The sequence below is a fragment of the Ferruginibacter sp. genome (assembly GCF_049840995.1).
Taxonomy (GTDB): Bacteria; Bacteroidota; Bacteroidia; order Chitinophagales; family Chitinophagaceae; genus Ferruginibacter.
In genome coordinates this window covers 490,001-506,817 of record NZ_JASGIP010000004.1, presented here as the reverse complement: position 1 = coordinate 506,817, position 16,817 = coordinate 490,001, and the positions used below count along the sequence as shown (strand labels likewise).

Sequence of the window (16,817 nt, the reverse complement as noted above, 5' to 3'; positions counted from 1 at the left end):
AATAATACGGGGCGGTAAACCTGAACAATTTTAGGGCGAAGAGGTCCTTTCCCCGTTGACGAAAATTGTTATTGCCAAATTGTTTAGCAATCCTTAAATTGCCGGTATGAACCTGGAAGAAAGCAGCGGTTATAAGATCATTAAAAGTTGGTTGAAGAGCAATGGCAGAACAGCTTTTACTTTTCAGCAGCAGGCATGGCAGCATATTATCAATAATAAAAATGGTTTGGTAAATGCACCCACCGGCTGTGGTAAGACCTACTCGGTTTTTTTAGGCGCTTTGATACAGTTCATCAACGCACACCCCAAACAATACCGGTCTAAAAAAAATAATGGCCTGCAGTTGCTGTGGATAACACCACTGCGGGCGCTGGCCAAAGACATTGCCCGTGCCATGGAAGAAGTGATACAGCAACTGGGCATGCAATGGCAGGTAGGCATACGCAATGGCGATACGGAACTGAATGAAAGGGCCAGGCAAAAAAGGCAGATGCCCGAAGTGCTGATCATTACACCCGAAAGCCTGCATTTATTACTCGCACAAAAAAATTATCCTTCGGTATTTGAAGTACTCAAAATAATAGCTGTGGATGAATGGCACGAATTGCTGGGCAGCAAAAGAGGCGTGCAGACAGAACTGGCCATTGCAAGAATTGTACACCTTCAACGTTCCACATTCAACTTTCAATGTTGTATATGGGGCATCTCTGCAACCATTGGTAATTTGGAAGAAGCCAAAGAAGTATTGCTGAGTCTTTTGCAGGATGAAGGCGTGATCATTAAAGCTGAGCTGGATAAAAAGATCTCGATACAATCCATCATTCCCGATGAGATAGAAAAATATCCCTGGGCAGGACATTTGGGCATCAAGCTGGTGCACAAAGTGCTGCCCATTATTGAGGCCAGCCGCACTACTTTAATATTCATCAATACCCGCGGCATGACGGAAATGTGGTACCAAGCCCTGCTGAATGCAGCACCGGAACTGGCCGGCGCTGTAGCCTTGCACCACGGCAGCATTGAACAGGAATTGCGCTTGTGGGTAGAGGAGAATCTGCATTCCGGTAAATTAAAAGCAGTGGTGTGTACAGCAAGCCTGGACCTGGGCGTCGATTTTCGTCCAGTCGAAACCGTTATACAGGTGGGCTCACCCAAAGGCGTTGCCCGATTTTTACAGCGGGCAGGCCGCAGTGGCCACAGTCCCGGCGCTGTTAGTAAGATCTATTTTTTACCCACACATAGCCTGGAGCTGGTGGAGGCAGCCGCTTTAAAAAATGCGGTGGAAGAGAATTTTATCGAAAGCAAAGTGCCGCAGTTATTATGTTTTGATGTATTGATCCAATACCTGTGCACCATTGCTATTTCGGATGGCTTTTACCCGGATGAAATTTTTAACGAAGTAAAAAGTACGTATTGCTTTGCGGAGATCACCCGGCAGGAATATGATGAAGTATTGCTGCATATTACCGCCGGTGGTGTTGCACTGAACCAGTATGATGAATATAAAAAAGTAGAGATACTGGAAAATGGTTTGTATAAGATCAACAGCCGCCGCACAGCCATGCGGCACCGCATGCACATTGGCACTATTGTAAGCGATAGCATGCTGAAAGTAAAATTCATGAGTGGCGGTTATATCGGCGTAATTGAAGAATGGTTCATATCAAGATTGGATCCCGGGGATTCTTTTACTATTGCAGGCAGAAATTTAGAGCTGGTCATGATCAAGGACATGACCGTGCTGGTGAAAAAGTCAACTTCTAAAAAAAGCATCATTCCCAGCTGGCAAGGCGGCCGTATGAGTCTGAGCAGTAATATGGGTAAGAAATTGCGGCAGGCGCTTACCCTCAGTCAGCAAAAAAATACGATTGAAGAATTGAACGTATTAAAGCCCTTATTCGACCTGCAGAATTATTTATCACATGTGCCGCGGGAAAAAGAATTATTGATAGAACATATCGAAACAAAAGACGGCTATCATTTATTTGTATATCCATTTGAAGGCAGGCTGGTGCATGAAGCCATGGCCGCCATACTGGCCTGGCGCATTGCACAGATAACGCCCATTACATTTTCGTTTGCCATGAACGATTATGGCTTTGAATTATTGAGTGATCAGCCCATACCACTGGACGACAGCAATGTGTATGAATTATTTTCAGAAGATGATCTTTTTGCCGATATACAACGAAGTGTGAACAGTACGGAAATGGCTAAACGAAAATTCAGGGACATTGCAGTTATTGGAGGTTTGATATTCCAGGGATACCCGGGGCAATATCAAAAACCAAGACACCTGCAATCCTCTGCTTCCCTGCTGTTCAAAGTATTTTCGGAGTACGAGCCCAACAATATTTTATTAAAGCAATCGTACCGGGAAGTATTTGATCAACAGATGGAAGAAACAAGGTTAAGGGATATGCTGCAACGGATACAAACCAGTAAAATAGTAATTACCTGGCCACAACATTTAACCCCTTTCTGTTTCCCTTTAAAGGTGGATAGCATGCGGGAAAATGTATCTTCGGAAAAACTGGAAGACCGGGTAAAAAGAATGCAGGAACAGTTAGCAAAGGATGATCGGGAGTAAAAACTGCTTCGTTGTTTTTTTTAAAGCCACGGATTACACGGATTTTCACAGATTATCTGCTTTTATCCGTGTTAATTCGTGTAATCCGTGGCAAACTAAATTCACGAAGTGAATATTAAATTTTATCGAATAAAAAATTCGATGCACCAAATGCCAACATTTATTAAACATACTATCAATCAAAACGATTTTATTTTAAACAGCAACCGGACCGTGTTCTGGGAGCAGGAAAAAATATTGATCCTCTCCGATCTCCATCTTGGTAAAACGGGGCATTTCAGGAAGAGCGGCATTGCCGTACCCGCCGCTGTTATGAAAGAAGACATGCAGCGGTTCATCGCTGCCATCCAGTTCTATAAACCTTCGCAGGTGGTGATCGTAGGCGACCTTTTTCACAGCGTGGAAAATAAAGAGCACGAATTGTTTTTGAAATGGCGCAACGATCTGCAGCATGTACCGGTATTGCTGGTAAGGGGCAATCATGATATTGTACCCGATCAATGGTATAAAAATGCCGGCATTGAAGTGGCAGAAGGCACCTGGAGGAAAAATAACTTTCTTTTTGTACATCATATCGAAGATGTAAGTGAAGAAGAAAGAAATGATGCGGATTATTTTTTCAGCGGGCATATTCATCCTGCTGTAAGTATTAAAGGTTTGGGTAAACAATCACTACGCTTTCCCTGTTTTTATTTTACAGAAAATTATGCGGTGCTCCCCGCCTTTGGAAAATTCACCGGTACGTATGCTGTAACGCCTTCCAAAAAAGATACCGCGTTTGCATTAGTAGAAGACAGTGTGATATTATATAAAAAATGATCCCGGTAAGTTTAAGTTTACCGGGACTATTTCTAAAACTGTGTAATATCTTTTAAATACTAAACGCCGTATCAATGATCTGTGCCTGCTCTTTGGCATGTATCTTTCCATAACCACTGGCAGTAGACGCACTGGCCTGGCGGCTGATGATATAAAAATTAATATTCTTTAAATTCATTCTTAAGAAAGTGGCAGCGCCCATATTCAGCGGTTCTTCCTGCACCCAGTACCAGATAGCTTTACCATATTTTTTATACAACGCATCCAGTTGCTTTTGTGGCAGCGGATGTATCTGTTCCAGCCTTATGATAGCAGTATCTTTCCGGTTCTCTTTTTGTTGCCTTTCCAAAAGATCAAAATAAACTTTACCGCTGCACAGCAATACTTTCTTTATTTCACCGGCATCCTGCACATTGTTGTCATCTATCACTTCTTTAAAACCGCCGCTGGTAAATTCGCTCATCAGGCTGTAAGAACCCGGGTGGCGCAAATTCGCTTTGGGTGAAAAGTTGATCAATGGTTTACGGAATGGCCATGCCAGTTGCCTTCTTAGTACATGGAAGAAGTTGGCAGCCGTGGTCACATTCGTTACCAAAATATTCAGTTCGGCACACATTTGTAAAAAGCGTTCCATCCTGGCGCTGCTATGCTCCGGCCCCTGGCCTTCGTAACCATGCGGCAGCAACATCACCACACCATTCATTCTTTGCCACTTGGTTTCTGCAGCAGTAATGAACTGGTCGATCATAGTTTGGGCGCCATTGCAAAAATCACCAAACTGCGCTTCCCATATCACTAATGCATTGGGATTGGCCATTGCATAACCATATTCAAAACCCAACACCGCATATTCACTCAATAAAGAATTGAAAATGCGGAAAGGCTGCTGTTGTCCTTCTTTAAAATGATCCAGCCTGTTATAGCCGGCATTGGTCGTTTCATCATAAATAACAGCATGGCGGTGACTGAATGTCCCTCTCTTCACATCCTGCCCGCTCATACGCACATCTTTTCCTTCGGTAAGTAAACTGCCGTATGCCATCAGTTCCCCGGTGGCCCAGTCTACTTTATTTTCATCATTAAAGAGTTTTATCTTATCCTGTATCAGCTTTTCTACTTTGCGCAATGGTTTAAAACCTTCCGGCCATTTCATCATGCCATCAAACAGCATTTTAAATTCATCTTCCTTAATGGCTGTTACCGGCGAAGCATCAAAATCTTCGGGCTTCGCTTTACGCAAACTCTTCCAAACAATTTCCGGGGGCTGGTAATTGTAAGGCAACGGGTTTTGTTTTACTTCATCTAAGCGTTCCTGTAAGTCGGCCAAAAATTTCTGCTCCATTTCTTTTGCCAATGCTTTGGCATCCGGCTCGCCGTTCTCGATCAGGTATTGTGTATAAACCTCTCTCGGGTTTAAATGTTTGTCAATGATAGAATACAACTGCGGCTGCGTGAATTTCGGCTCATCACCTTCATTATGCCCATGCCTGCGGTAGCAAACCATATCAATAAAAATATCGCTGTTGAATTCCTGGCGGTATAAAGTTGCTATCTCCACAGCTTTCACCACAGTTTCAGCATCATCACCATTTACGTGCAACACAGGCGCCTGCACCATTGCAGCAGCCGAGGTACAGTAATCAGCAGTACGTGCATCTTCAAAATCGGTGGTAAAACCGATCTGGTTATTGATCACAAAATGAATGGTACCACCGGTATAATAACCGGGCAGGCCGCTCATCTGCAATAATTCGTACACAATACCCTGCCCTGCCACCGATGCATCGCCATGTATCAGTATCGGTAATATCTTATCGTAATCGCTCTTGTATAAAATGTCTGCCTTACTTCTTGCAAAACCTATCACCACGGGATCAACCGCTTCCAGGTGAGAAGGATTGGGACAGAGTTTTAAATGAATATGTTTATCATGACCGGTCTGTACTTCACTACTAAAACCTAAATGATATTTCACATCACCACTACCCATTGTAGTATCAGGTGTGCTGGTGCCTTCAAATTCGCTGAATATCTGTTCGTAAGTTTTACCCATGATATTGGCCAGCACATTCAGCCTTCCCCTGTGCGCCATACCGATCACCACTTCTTCCACATTATTATCAGCAGCTGTGGTAATAATGGCATCCAGTGCTGCAATGGTCGTCTCCCCCCCTTCCAGGCTAAAACGTTTTTGACCAATGTATTTGGTGTGCAGGAATTTTTCGAACATCACGCCTTCATTCAGCTTTTGAAGAATGCGCTTTTTTTGTGGTAATTCCACGGGCTCCAGCATTGTTTTTTCAACTGCTTTGGTAAGCCAGTCCACTTTTGTTTGATTGCTGATGTATTTGAACTCTATTCCTAAATGCCCTGCGTAAACATGCTCCAAATGATCAATGATATTTCTAAGTGTTGTTGCACCCAGGCCGATCAGGTTACCGGCATTGAAAGTTTTATCCAGGTCAGCTTCGGTAAAGCCATAAAATTCCAGTTCAATATTAGCGCCCCTGTCCTTGCGTTTGCGGATAGGGTTAGTGTCGGCCAGTAAATGCCCTTTATTACGATAGCCCAGTATCATCCGGTACACCCTTATCTCGCTCATCCAGTCGATGGCAGCACCATTAGTGCTCACGGCAGCTACAGGAGCTGTGGCTGCACCATTCGTTTTTACACCATTGCTTACAGCAAAATCAAAGCCTTCAAAGAATTTGCGCATTTCGGGCTCCACGCTGTCTGGATTCTTTACAAAATCGTTATACAAACCTTCAATGTAATTAGGATGAGAATTAGTGATGTACTGGAAATCCTTCATAATAAATGGGAGTAATTTTTTGGGGCCCGGCGGCAGATATTGAACCTTTGATCCAAAGCCTCTTTACAAGTATGCAAATATCGTTAATTATGCGATAGAAGTTTCAGGCTTCCGGATGAATTTTCCCAACAGCATTACCACGATTCCGCTGAGTAAAACATAGGCAGAAAAAAAGTAGAAGCCGCTTTCCAGGCTGGCCTTGGTGTTCTGCATGGCCGTGGCGCCCAAAAAAGCCACCAGTATGCTGATAGCAAAAACATCGGCCATGGCCCACTTGCTGATGGCATTTACAAAGCGATACCATTTGATACCCGGCTCTTTGGCCAGCAACAGGTAAAATATAACCCCCGACTTTACCAGGGGCACGATGATGCCAAACAGTAAAATAAGCAGGAAGGGCCAGAAATTACCGCTTTCCCACAGGGTTTGCAGGGTACCCAGCACGCTCCTTCTTTCGTTGAACAGGTTAAAATCCACTATAAAATGGGTGCTGATATCAATATGCAGCATATCCATTACCCAGCCAAAACCCAGCAAGACAAGTGAAATAAGGTGCAAAGCAAGTAGTATAACCCTGTTCATATCAGTTATTTAAGGGAAAAATAGGCAAATATTAGCGGGCTTCAAAAAATTATTAATTGTTCATTATTAATTATTCATTCTTTCTCCTTATCTTTGCAGCCCAAAAATTAGAATTAATGGCAAACCATTCAGCTACCAAAAAAGATGTCCGTCAGAGTGCAAAGCGTAATGAGCGTAACCGCTACTACGGTAAAACAACCCGTAATGCAATACGTGATTTAAAAGCAAGCGATAAAGCTGTAGCAACAGAACAGCTACCAAAAGTAGCTGCTATGATCGATAAACTGGCTAAGCGTGGTACTATCCACAAAAACAAAGCGGCTAATTTAAAGAGCAAGCTGGCTAAAAGAGTGAATGCTTTAGCAAAATAACTTGCCTTCAACATACTTTATTTTAAAACCCGTCAAACGACGGGTTTTTGCATTTAACCTTGGTTAAGCACAAGTTAATCGGCAGACCAAATCTTGTTTACTTCATTTTATTTATGAAATTGTTCATTATTCATAAAACAACAAATTTACCTATTATGAAAAAATTAATGTTATCAGCCCTGGCGCTGGTAGGATTTGTAAGCTTTTCGATTGCTCAAACCGCGGCAGCAAAACCTGCCACCCCACCCGCTAAACCAAAAATGGCCGTTGTAAAACCTGCTGCTGCACCCGCTGCTGCCGCTAAGCCTGCAACTGCCCCGGTTGTAAAAACAACCACAACACCAGCACCTGCTGCTACAGCTGCTGCTCCTGTAAAAAAAGATGGTACACCGGATAAAAGGTTCAAAGCAAATCAAAAACTGAAAAAAGATGGCACACCCGATATGCGGTATAAGACCAACAAAAAAAGTTGATTTTAGGGTTCAATAAGGTCCATTTAAAATAAAGCCACCGTAAGGTGGTTTTATTTTTTTATCCAATCATCAATGTAAATTATTTACAGCAATCATGTAGGGCCAATAAAAAAGGGTATTAAAAAATACCCCTTTTTTACCATAAATGAAAAAACCACCAAAGCTATGGTAACTGTTATATGAAACACAAACTTATGCAACCTCTTTGTTAAGGAGTATTAATATTGGTTAAGCACAGGTTAAGCAGATGTTAACCATGAAGCAGGTATAATTTACTTTTCGGGAACGCTGAAACGAAAACCCATACCATGTATCGTTTCTAAAACTATTGAAGGATCGGCTTTAAGTAACTTTCTTATCTTGGTCATGAACACATCCATACTGCGGCCCAAAAAATAATCATCCTTGCCCCATACAGCCGTTAATATTTCATCCCGTTTTAAGATCCTGTTGGGATGCAGGCATAAAAATTTCAGCAGCTCTGCTTCTTTCTGTGTGATGGTGATCGTTCCTTCGGGCGTGGTCATCTTTAAATTAGTGAATTGAAAATGTATATTACCAATAGAGAATTCCTGCATTGTATCGGCAAACATTTTTTTTGTGCGGCGTAAAAACACTTCCATCTTCAGCAATAGCTCCTGCATCTGGAATGGCTTTACAATATAATCATCCGCGCCGCGGTGATAACCTTCTATCTTATCTTCCAGCAAAGCTTTGGTGCTGATAAAAATAATAGGTACAATATCCGTTTGCTGCCGTATCTTTTTTGCAACCGTAAAGCCATCCTTCACCGGCATCATAATATCCAGCAGGCATATATCAAATTTATCCTTGTCAAACATATCGATCGCCTGCTGCCCGTCGGTACAATGTATCACTGTATATCCTTCATCCTCCAATGTATCTTTCATTACATCGCCCAGGTGCAGGTCATCTTCTGCCATCAATACTCTTCCTTTTGTTTCCATGATGATTTAATTAACAGGTAAAATAATTTTAAACTCGGTGCCAATTCCTTCCACGCTGTTGATCACGATCTGTCCGTGGTGCAAGTCTATGATTTTTTTCACGAAATATAATCCCAAACCAAGCCCTTTTCCATTATGTATGTTGCCATTCTGCGCCCGGTAGAATTTCTTGAATATCTTTTGATGTTCGGCCGGTGCAATGCCCACGCCATTGTCTTTTACGCTGATAAAATACTTCATTTGCTGCACCCCTGTTGTAATTACGATCTTCGGGTTCTCTGCGTATTTTACCGCATTATTGATAATGTTAAAAATAGCAAGGTACAGGTTATCATTATCCGCTGTAATGGGTTGTTCACTCTCATCTGCTTCAAAAATGATCTTACCATTCTTTTGCAGCACGATCGGCTCCAGCTGCAGTATCGCCCGCTTCACCAGTTCGTTGGGATAGACCGTGCTCATATCAAGCGTTAAATGATAAGATTCTGTCACCACCGTTTTCACCAGTGTTTGAATATGTTTTTTCAAATACTCGTTCTGGTATTTTATCGACGAAAGATATTTATTGTATTTATCAGGATTGGACTGGATGCCCGGTTTTTGTAAAGCATCTGTTGAAAGATCGATCACCGTTAAAGGTGTGCTGAACTCGTGCGTTACATTATTGATAAAATCCTTCTGCACATCATTTAAGAATTTTTGCCGGTACAGGTAATAAATGCTGGCGCCTAATCCTATCAGCAATGCAAGCAAAAGGATGATGGTGAATATCCAGTTGCTCATGTTCTCTAAAATATAATTGCTGCGGTTAGGAAAATTCAGGTATACAAAAGAATAATCTTTTACAAAATTGGGTGCATCCACATCGATGGAAACAGGATGTATAGAAGCGGCCGTTGGCAGAATCGCCTCGTATAAGTATCGTTTGGTACTATCGTCATAAGCTGCCACTTTACAATCGGTATACACTTTAAAATCATCAAACTCATTTACCAGTGCATTCACTAAAGTATCCCTTGGCGGCACATCATCCACTTTAAAAATAAATGTATTTTCATTGGGGCTTTCTATCAGTTTAACCAGGTTAGTGCCCGGTTCATCGGCCAGGTCAAGATCTTCATAAAGGCCCCGTATACATTTAACCACCGAGGTTTTGAATTCTTTTTTTTCAAAAGAATACGTCTTGTTAAGCCAATGCATCTGCAGGCCGATAATGACCGCGATCAGGATGGTAGTGATAAGAATAAGTAACCTTGTAGCAGATGACCTCATAATTCCTTTTAAGATACAAAGCAAAATTGAAACTTAATTGATAACAAGCAGTTTTATTTAAAGTTAAACACTGGTTAAAGCTCTGCCACACAGCGATACAACGATTTTTATCAACGGTATGCATCAATAGAAAAATCATTGTAGCTTCACCAAAACTTATCATTGCAATGAGAAAGATCATTTTTGTTTCTGCACTTTTTTTTGTTTTCAATAACAGTACTGCACAACAATGCCGTTTTGAAAAAACAAACGGGATGGAAAGCGCTACTTATTTTGAAGCTATTGACTGGTACAAGAATTTAGACAAGCAATCTCCCATGCTGCTGGTAAAAGAAATGGGCGCCACCGATGCAGGTTATCCCTTGCACCTGGTACTGATCAGCAGTGATGGAAAATTTGATGCAGCACAGTGGCATAAACAGAATAAAGCAGTGATCCTTATCAACAATGGCATTCATCCCGGCGAACCCGATGGCATTGATGCCAGCATGATGCTGGTAAGAGATATCGTACTCAGGAAGTTCCAGCTTCCTGATAATATCGCACTGGCTTTTATACCGGTGTATAATATCGGTGGTTGCCTCAACCGTGGCTCCTATTCAAGGGCCAATCAAAATGGTCCGAAAGAATATGGCTTTCGTGGTAATGCACAGAACCTGGATCTCAACAGGGACTTTACAAAATGCGACAGTAAAGATGCAAAAGCATTTGCACAGATATTTCATTTGCTGGATCCGGATATTCTCATCGATAACCATGTAAGTGACGGTGCCGATTACCAGCACACGATGACATTACTCACTACACAATACGATAAACTGGGAAGCGAATTCGGTGCATGGCTGAAAAATAATTTTGAACCGCAATTGTACAGTGGCATGGCGGAAAAAAAATGGGATATGGTACCTTATGTAAATTTTGAAACAGAAACGCCTGATAAAGGAATGGAAATGTTTTATGATCCTCCACGTTATTCATCCGGCTATGCAGCATTGTTTGAAACCATTGCATTCATGCCCGAAACGCATATGCTGAAGCCTTTTAAAGACAGGGTGCTTTCCACTTATGCACTGATGCAGACCATGATTGAAAAAACTGCTGCCAATGCAAAAGAGCTGATCGCACAACGCAATAAAGCAAAGGCAACAGTAATGAGTGAAAAGAAAAGAGCATTGATGTGGGCAGTGGATACCACGAAAAACACCCTGATCACTTTTAAAGGATACGAACAGGCATACAAACCCAGCGATGCCACAGGGCTGCAACGCATGTATTACGATCGCAGTAAACCATTTACCAAACAGGTACGTTTTTTTAACAGCTTCACGCCATCCGGTTTTGTTGACCTGCCCACTGCGTATATCATTCCGCAAGGATGGGGCGCCGTGATCGATCTTTTAAAACTGAACGGTGTTGCAATGAAAACATTTGCAAAAGATACACTTATTGAAGTGGAAGCCTATCATATTGATGATTACAAAAGTTCGCCCAGGCCTTATGAGAAGCATCATAAAAATGCAGGCGTAAAAGTATCTGTAATGAAACAGCAAATACGTTTTTTAAAAGGCGATTACTGGATACCGATGAACCAGGTGACTAACCGTTATATTACCGAAATGCTGGAGCCCACCGGCGACGATAGTTTTTTTGCGTGGAATTTCTTTGATGCCATACTGCAGCAGAAAGAAGGCTACAGCGATTACCGTTGGGAAGATCTGGCTGCTGAAGTTTTGAAGAATGATCCCGGGCTTAAAAGCAGGCTGGAAGAAAAGAAAAAGGCAGATCCCAAATTTGCCACCAATGGTTCTGCCCAGCTGGATTTTATCTATAAAAACTCCCCTTATTACGAACCAGGCCACAACCGCTATCCTGTTTACAGGCTACTTTAATCAATGTAACTGATAATCAACTAATTAAACAACCATCTATTCATTAAAAAATTATCCATTATCCATTACCTAATTATTCATTAAAAACGCTACCTTTGCTGCCCGTTTAAAACAAACGGAATAAAACAATTTTTAAAACAAAAACAAGGGAAATGAACAATTACGAATTGATGGTGATTTTTACCCCTGTGCTGTCTGACGACGAATTTAAAGCCGCTCAGAAAAAATATGCTGACCTCGTTACTGATAACGGAGGTGAGGTATTAAACAGCAATCCCTGGGGATTGAAATCACTGGCCTATCCCATTGCTAAAAAGACCACTGGTCTTTATTGGGTAATGGAGTATAAAGCGCCATCCAGCTTCAATGAAAAGTTGAAAATTCAGCTTTTACGTGACGAATCTCAAATGCGTCACATGTACACTGCACTCGACAAGTACGCCGTTGAGTACAATGCCAAAAAGAAAAGTGGCGAGCAAATTTACTAACGAAAAATCCGAAGCTTAAGCCATGGCAAAAAACGAAATAAAATATCTTACTGCCATTAAGCAGGAGAAGCGTCCGAAGAAATATTGCCGTTTCAGGAAAATGGGCATTCATTATATCGACTATAAGGATGCAGAATTTTTAAAGAAATTCCTGAACGAGCAGGGTAAATTATTACCACGCCGTATCACAGGTAACTCTTTAAAGTTTCAGCGTAAAGTAGGCGATGCAGTAAAGAAAGCCCGTCAAATGGCGATCTTACCATACGTAACAGATCTTTTAAAATAAATTTCTAACCACCCTAATCTCGCCTAAGGCGAGAGAAAGTCTCGCCTTAGGCGAGATTGGGTAAAAATGCAAAATCATGCAGGTAATATTAATACAGGATGTAAATAATTTAGGCGGCGTTAACGAACTGGTTACAGTAAAAAATGGTTACGGTCGTAACTATCTTATTCCTCAAAAACTGGCTGTTGAAGCCAGCCCTTCCAACATTAAGATGATGGAAGAAAAAAAGAAGCAACAGGCTAAAAAAGAAGCAAAATTACTGGCTGAGATCAACAGCGTAATTGCCGTTTTACAAAATGGCGCTTTAAAGCTGGGTGCTAAAACCGGTACCAGCGGTAAGATTTTTGGTAGCGTAACTTCAGTTCAGGTAGCAAAAGCTATCAAAGAACAAAAAGGCTACGAAATCGACCGTCGCCGTATCACTATTTCAGATGACGTTAAAGAACTGGGCACTTATAAAGCCAAGATCGATTTTGGTAACGGTAACGAAACCGAAGTTGAATTTGAAGTAGTAGCTGAATAAGCAGTTTAAAAATTACCATAAAAGTCCATCCCTTACCCGGATGGATTTTTTTATGTCCTGGAGGGCCGGGTTTTAGCCAAAAAGCCACCCGGAGGGGCCGAAATCACATTTTATTAAAATTTTATGCTTTTATAGCAATTTTTCAACAAAACCCCTATCTTTACCACGATTTAATGGTTTTAGTTTTTCGCTATTAGCTGAAGTAGCCTTTAAAAAGTCGGATTCAGTTCATTGTTACAACTAAGTCATTATAGTTTTTATTTAATTATTTTAAAAGTTTTTACAATGAACATTTATGTTGGAAATCTTAGTTGGTCAATGACTGACGATGATTTAATGAATCTCTTCACCGAATACGGAAGCGTAACCAGCGCTAAGATCCTTAAGGACAAAATGAACGGCCGTAGCAAAGGCTTTGGTTTTGTTGAAATGGAAGACGATGAAGCTGCTAAAGCTGCAATCGCTGCATTAAACGAAACTGAAGTACAGGGTCGTAAATTGATCGTTAACGAATCACAACCTTGCCAGGAAGGCGGCGGCGGTGGTGGCTACAAGAAAAGTGGCGGCTACGGCGGCGGTGGTAACAGAGGTGGTGGTGGTTACGGCGGCGGCAACAGAGGCGGCGGCGGTTACGGCGGTGGCGGTAACAGGGGCGGCGGCAGAAGCGGCGGCGGTTACAACAGGGATTATTAATATCATCCATCATAACCTTTTTGAAGATCCTTTCAGCAATGAAAGGATCTTTTATTTTAACCAGGTTGATCTGTTATTAATAATTAAAGCAGGTCAAATTAATCCATTGCATTTATATTGCAGCTGATTATAAAAATGGCTTATGGGAAAAAACAGGCTGGAGGCTTTTAGTGATGGTGTTATTGCCATCATCATTACCATTATGGTGCTGGAGTTGAAAGTGCCGCACGGCGATCATTTAAGCGACCTGAAACCTTTGCTGCCAGTGTTCTTCAGTTATGTGCTCAGTTTTACCAATGTTGCTATTTATTGGAACAATCATCACCATATGCTGCATTCGGTAAGTAAGATCAGTGGCAGCGTATTGTGGGCCAATGTTCATTTATTGTTCTGGTTATCCCTCTTTCCATTTACAACCGCCTGGATGGGCGAAAATCATTTTGCTACCTGGCCCGTGGTTTCATACGGCGTGGTTTCTACCGGTGCCGGCGTGGCTTATTTTATTTTAGTAAAATGTCTTATCAATGCTAATGGAAAAGATTCTGCCCTGGCGCAGGCTTTTGGGAAAGACCGTAAAGGCCTGGTCTCTATTTTGCTCAATATACCCGGTATTGCATTTGCATTTATATACCCATCGATAGGGCTTGCCTTTTATGTACTAATAGCAGCTATATGGCTGGTGCCGGACAGGAGGATCGAGAAGAAATAAAACAATTCTATAAATAAGTACCCGCTTCTAAAAGGAAGGTGATCGTTGATCTCTTCTGCAGCGCATTGATCATTTCCCGCAGCTACGCCGTTCATTTACTCCCTTCAATCAGATCAAGCGCTTTCTGCACAATATCTTTCGCTTTACAGCAACAACTAACACCGCAGGATACACTAAATAAGTCTGCTCAATTTACAGGCAAATAAAGAAGCACCTCCTCTTCTCATTTTGCTATAGGTACAATAAAAAAGCCCCTCGATAAATCGAAGGGCTTTAAATGAATATGGCAGCTACCTACTCTCCCACATTGTTGTGTAGTACCATCGGCCATGAGGGGCTTAACTTCTCTGTTCGGGATGGGAAGAGGTGAACACCCTCGGCAAAACCACCATAAGACGGTTGTCCGAAATAAACGGATAATAAATTACATATTGGGATAAGTTGCAAAGAAAGTAACCAGTTAAAATTATTTTTCCTAAGAAAAAATAAAAAATAAAGCTTACGGGCAATTAGTACTACTCGGCTTTGATGTTACCACCTTTATACCTATAGCCTATCAACGTCGTAGTCTTCGACGACCCTTAAAAGTAAACTCATCTTGAGGAAGGTTTCACGCTTAGATGCTTTCAGCGTTTATCCTGGCCGTTCATAGCTACTCTGCATTGCACCTGGCGGCACAACAGATACACCAGCGGAACGTACGACCCGGTCCTCTCGTACTAAGGTCATGTCCTCTCAATTTACTAGCGCCCATCACAGATAGGGACCGAACTGTCTTGCGACGTTCTGAACCCAGTTCACGTGCCACTTTAATCGGCGAACAGCCGAACCCTTGGGACCTTCTCCAGCCCCAGGATGTGACGAACCGACATCGAGGTGCCAAACCTCACCGTCGATATGAGCTCTTGGGTGAGATCAGCCTGTTATCCCCAGAGTACCTTTTATCCTTTGAGCGACGGCCCTTCCATACAGAACCGCCGGATCACTTTAGCCGACTTTCGTCCCTGCTCGACTTGTAAGTCTCACAGTCAAGCTCCCTTATACTAATACGCTCTATGTACGATTACCAACCGTACTGAGGGAACCTTTGCAAGCCTCCGTTACACTTTAGGAGGCGACCACCCCAGTCAAACTACCCACCATGCACTGTTTCCCGTTAGGGATTAGATTCTAAATGTTTAAAGGTTGGTATTTCAACGACGACTCCAAGATGCCTAGCGACACCTCTTCAAAGTCTCCCAACTATCCTACACATCAAAAATTCAAAATCAATGCAAAGTTGTAGTGAAGGTTCATGGGGTCTTTCCGTCCCGTGACGGGTAACCGGCATCTTCACCGATACTACAATTTCACCGGGCTCGTGGAGGAGACAGTGTGCAACTCATTAGACCATTCGTGCAGGTCGGAACTTACCCGACAAGGAATTTCGCTACCTTAGGACCGTTATAGTTACGGCCGCCGTTTACTGGGGCTTCAGTCAGAAGCTTTGGCTTGCGCCGAACATCCTTCCTTAACCTTCCAGCACCGGGCAGGTATCAGGCTCTATACGTCATCTTTCGATTTTGCAGGGCCCTGTGTTTTTGCTAAACAGTTGGTTGCACCATTTTACTGAGACCGACCGAAATCGGTACGCTTTATCCCGAAGTTACAGCGTCAATTTGCCTAGTTCCTTCTCCACGGCTCACCCGAGCGCCTTAGAATATTCATCCCACCCACCTGTGTCGGTTTGCGGTACGGGCTGCTATAGTCATAACTTAGAGGTTTTTCTCGGAGGTTTGATTAGGATCACTATCAGCGCTGCCGAAGCTTTGCTGTACTATCAGGTTCGCCAAGTCGTACGGATTTACCTGTACAACCTATAACTACACCCTTTAACGTTCTATTCCGTAAGAACGCGGATCTTTCACTACCTCGTCACCCCATCGAAACTATAGTAGGTGTTGGAATATTAACCAACTTTCCATCAGCTACCCCTTTCGGGTTTGCCTAAGGACCCGACTAACCCTGATCTGATTAACATTGATCAGGAAACCTTGGGTTTACGGCGTTAATGTTTTTCACATTAATTATCGTTACTTATGCCTACATTTTCTTTTGAAATCGCTCCAGCAATAGTCGCCTATCACCTTCGCAGCAGATTTCAATGCTCCCCTACCACATCTAGCCCTAGGCTAGAGTTTAGAACTTCGGTTCATGGTTTGATGCCCGATTATTTTCCGTGCAGGATCTCTCGACCAGTGAGCTGTTACGCACTCTTTAAATGAATGGCTGCTTCCAAGCCAACATCCTGGCTGTTATAGAAATCCCACCTCGTTTGATCAACTTAACCATGTATTAGGGAC

14 protein-coding genes and 2 rRNA genes (1 of these 16 cut by a window edge) are annotated in these 16,817 nt (G+C 42.4%); 10 read left to right on the top strand and 6 right to left on the bottom strand.

The window, feature by feature from the left end; translation table 11 throughout:
- Positions 1-106: 106 nt before the first annotated feature.
- A complete protein-coding gene (locus QM738_RS12970) occupies positions 107-2,590 on the top strand; it encodes a ligase-associated DNA damage response DEXH box helicase (protein WP_462277148.1) in 2,484 nt (827 codons plus the stop codon).
- Between the two features lie 150 nt (positions 2,591-2,740).
- Positions 2,741-3,409 carry a ligase-associated DNA damage response endonuclease PdeM gene (pdeM, locus tag QM738_RS12965; protein ID WP_462277147.1) on the top strand — a complete coding sequence of 223 codons (669 nt, stop codon included), beginning with the start codon at positions 2,741-2,743 and terminating at the stop codon, positions 3,407-3,409.
- Positions 3,410-3,461: 52 nt separating this feature from the next.
- Here pdeM and QM738_RS12960 read toward each other — a convergent pair whose 3' ends face one another.
- Complete coding sequence (locus QM738_RS12960; RefSeq protein WP_462277146.1) at positions 3,462-6,221, bottom strand: 2-oxoglutarate dehydrogenase E1 component; 2,760 nt, start codon at positions 6,219-6,221, stop codon at positions 3,462-3,464.
- A gap of 87 nt (positions 6,222-6,308) precedes the next feature.
- Positions 6,309-6,803: a paraquat-inducible protein A gene (locus tag QM738_RS12955; RefSeq protein WP_462277145.1), complete on the bottom strand. Its 495-nt coding sequence runs from the start codon at positions 6,801-6,803 to the stop codon at positions 6,309-6,311.
- A gap of 56 nt (positions 6,804-6,859) precedes the next feature.
- Here QM738_RS12955 and rpsT point away from each other — a divergent pair, with 56 nt between their 5' ends.
- A complete protein-coding gene (rpsT, locus tag QM738_RS12950; RefSeq protein WP_462277144.1) occupies positions 6,860-7,174 on the top strand; it encodes a 30S ribosomal protein S20 in 315 nt (104 codons plus the stop codon).
- Positions 7,175-7,329: 155 nt separating this feature from the next.
- Complete coding sequence (locus QM738_RS12945) at positions 7,330-7,647, top strand: hypothetical protein (RefSeq protein ID WP_462277143.1); 318 nt, start codon at positions 7,330-7,332, stop codon at positions 7,645-7,647.
- A 272-nt stretch (positions 7,648-7,919) separates the two neighbouring features.
- Here QM738_RS12945 and QM738_RS12940 read toward each other — a convergent pair whose 3' ends face one another.
- Complete coding sequence (locus QM738_RS12940; RefSeq protein ID WP_462277142.1) at positions 7,920-8,615, bottom strand: response regulator transcription factor; 696 nt, start codon at positions 8,613-8,615, stop codon at positions 7,920-7,922.
- Between the two features lie 6 nt (positions 8,616-8,621).
- Complete coding sequence (locus QM738_RS12935) at positions 8,622-9,887, bottom strand: sensor histidine kinase (RefSeq protein WP_462277141.1); 1,266 nt, start codon at positions 9,885-9,887, stop codon at positions 8,622-8,624.
- Between the two features lie 167 nt (positions 9,888-10,054).
- On the opposite strand from QM738_RS12935, the gene QM738_RS12930 reads away from it, so the two are divergent.
- From QM738_RS12930 to QM738_RS12905, 6 genes are all read left to right on the top strand, one after another.
- Complete coding sequence (locus tag QM738_RS12930; RefSeq protein ID WP_462277140.1) at positions 10,055-11,776, top strand: M14 family metallopeptidase; 1,722 nt, start codon at positions 10,055-10,057, stop codon at positions 11,774-11,776.
- A gap of 152 nt (positions 11,777-11,928) precedes the next feature.
- Positions 11,929-12,264 (top strand): 30S ribosomal protein S6, encoded by a 336-nt coding sequence (gene rpsF, locus QM738_RS12925; RefSeq protein ID WP_462277139.1) that lies wholly within the window; start codon positions 11,929-11,931, stop codon positions 12,262-12,264.
- Positions 12,265-12,286: 22 nt separating this feature from the next.
- Positions 12,287-12,550 carry a 30S ribosomal protein S18 gene (gene rpsR, locus QM738_RS12920; RefSeq protein ID WP_462277138.1) on the top strand — a complete coding sequence of 88 codons (264 nt, stop codon included), beginning with the start codon at positions 12,287-12,289 and terminating at the stop codon, positions 12,548-12,550.
- 76 nt (positions 12,551-12,626) lie between these two features.
- Positions 12,627-13,073, top strand: coding sequence for a 50S ribosomal protein L9 (gene rplI / locus QM738_RS12915; protein ID WP_462277137.1), 447 nt, complete (start codon positions 12,627-12,629; stop codon positions 13,071-13,073).
- 285 nt (positions 13,074-13,358) lie between these two features.
- Entirely contained in the window at positions 13,359-13,766 is a 408-nt protein-coding gene (locus tag QM738_RS12910) for an RNA recognition motif domain-containing protein (RefSeq protein ID WP_462277136.1), read from the top strand.
- Between the two features lie 142 nt (positions 13,767-13,908).
- Positions 13,909-14,475 carry a TMEM175 family protein gene (locus QM738_RS12905; RefSeq protein WP_462277135.1) on the top strand — a complete coding sequence of 189 codons (567 nt, stop codon included), beginning with the start codon at positions 13,909-13,911 and terminating at the stop codon, positions 14,473-14,475.
- 281 nt (positions 14,476-14,756) lie between these two features.
- Here the strand turns inward: QM738_RS12905 and rrf are convergent.
- Both rrf and QM738_RS12895 read right to left on the bottom strand, forming a co-directional pair.
- A 5S ribosomal RNA gene (gene rrf, locus QM738_RS12900) occupies positions 14,757-14,868 on the bottom strand.
- 96 nt (positions 14,869-14,964) lie between these two features.
- Positions 14,965-16,817: ribosomal RNA gene (locus tag QM738_RS12895) — 23S ribosomal RNA — on the bottom strand (it continues 1,024 nt past the right edge of the window).

Coding starts and splice junctions, on each gene's coding strand:
- rplI (WP_462277137.1), top strand. CDS start 12,627: ATGCAGGTAATATTAATACAGGATGTAAATAATTTAGGCGGCGTTAAC.
- QM738_RS12970 (WP_462277148.1), top strand. CDS start 107: ATGAACCTGGAAGAAAGCAGCGGTTATAAGATCATTAAAAGTTGGTTG.
- QM738_RS12955 (WP_462277145.1), bottom strand. CDS start 6,803: ATGAACAGGGTTATACTACTTGCTTTGCACCTTATTTCACTTGTCTTG.
- QM738_RS12945 (WP_462277143.1), top strand. CDS start 7,330: ATGAAAAAATTAATGTTATCAGCCCTGGCGCTGGTAGGATTTGTAAGC.
- QM738_RS12930 (WP_462277140.1), top strand. CDS start 10,055: ATGAGAAAGATCATTTTTGTTTCTGCACTTTTTTTTGTTTTCAATAAC.
- QM738_RS12960 (WP_462277146.1), bottom strand. CDS start 6,221: ATGAAGGATTTCCAGTACATCACTAATTCTCATCCTAATTACATTGAA.
- QM738_RS12940 (WP_462277142.1), bottom strand. CDS start 8,615: ATGGAAACAAAAGGAAGAGTATTGATGGCAGAAGATGACCTGCACCTG.
- rpsR (WP_462277138.1), top strand. CDS start 12,287: ATGGCAAAAAACGAAATAAAATATCTTACTGCCATTAAGCAGGAGAAG.
- QM738_RS12910 (WP_462277136.1), top strand. CDS start 13,359: ATGAACATTTATGTTGGAAATCTTAGTTGGTCAATGACTGACGATGAT.
- QM738_RS12935 (WP_462277141.1), bottom strand. CDS start 9,887: ATGAGGTCATCTGCTACAAGGTTACTTATTCTTATCACTACCATCCTG.
- QM738_RS12905 (WP_462277135.1), top strand. CDS start 13,909: ATGGGAAAAAACAGGCTGGAGGCTTTTAGTGATGGTGTTATTGCCATC.
- rpsF (WP_462277139.1), top strand. CDS start 11,929: ATGAACAATTACGAATTGATGGTGATTTTTACCCCTGTGCTGTCTGAC.
- pdeM (WP_462277147.1), top strand. CDS start 2,741: ATGCCAACATTTATTAAACATACTATCAATCAAAACGATTTTATTTTA.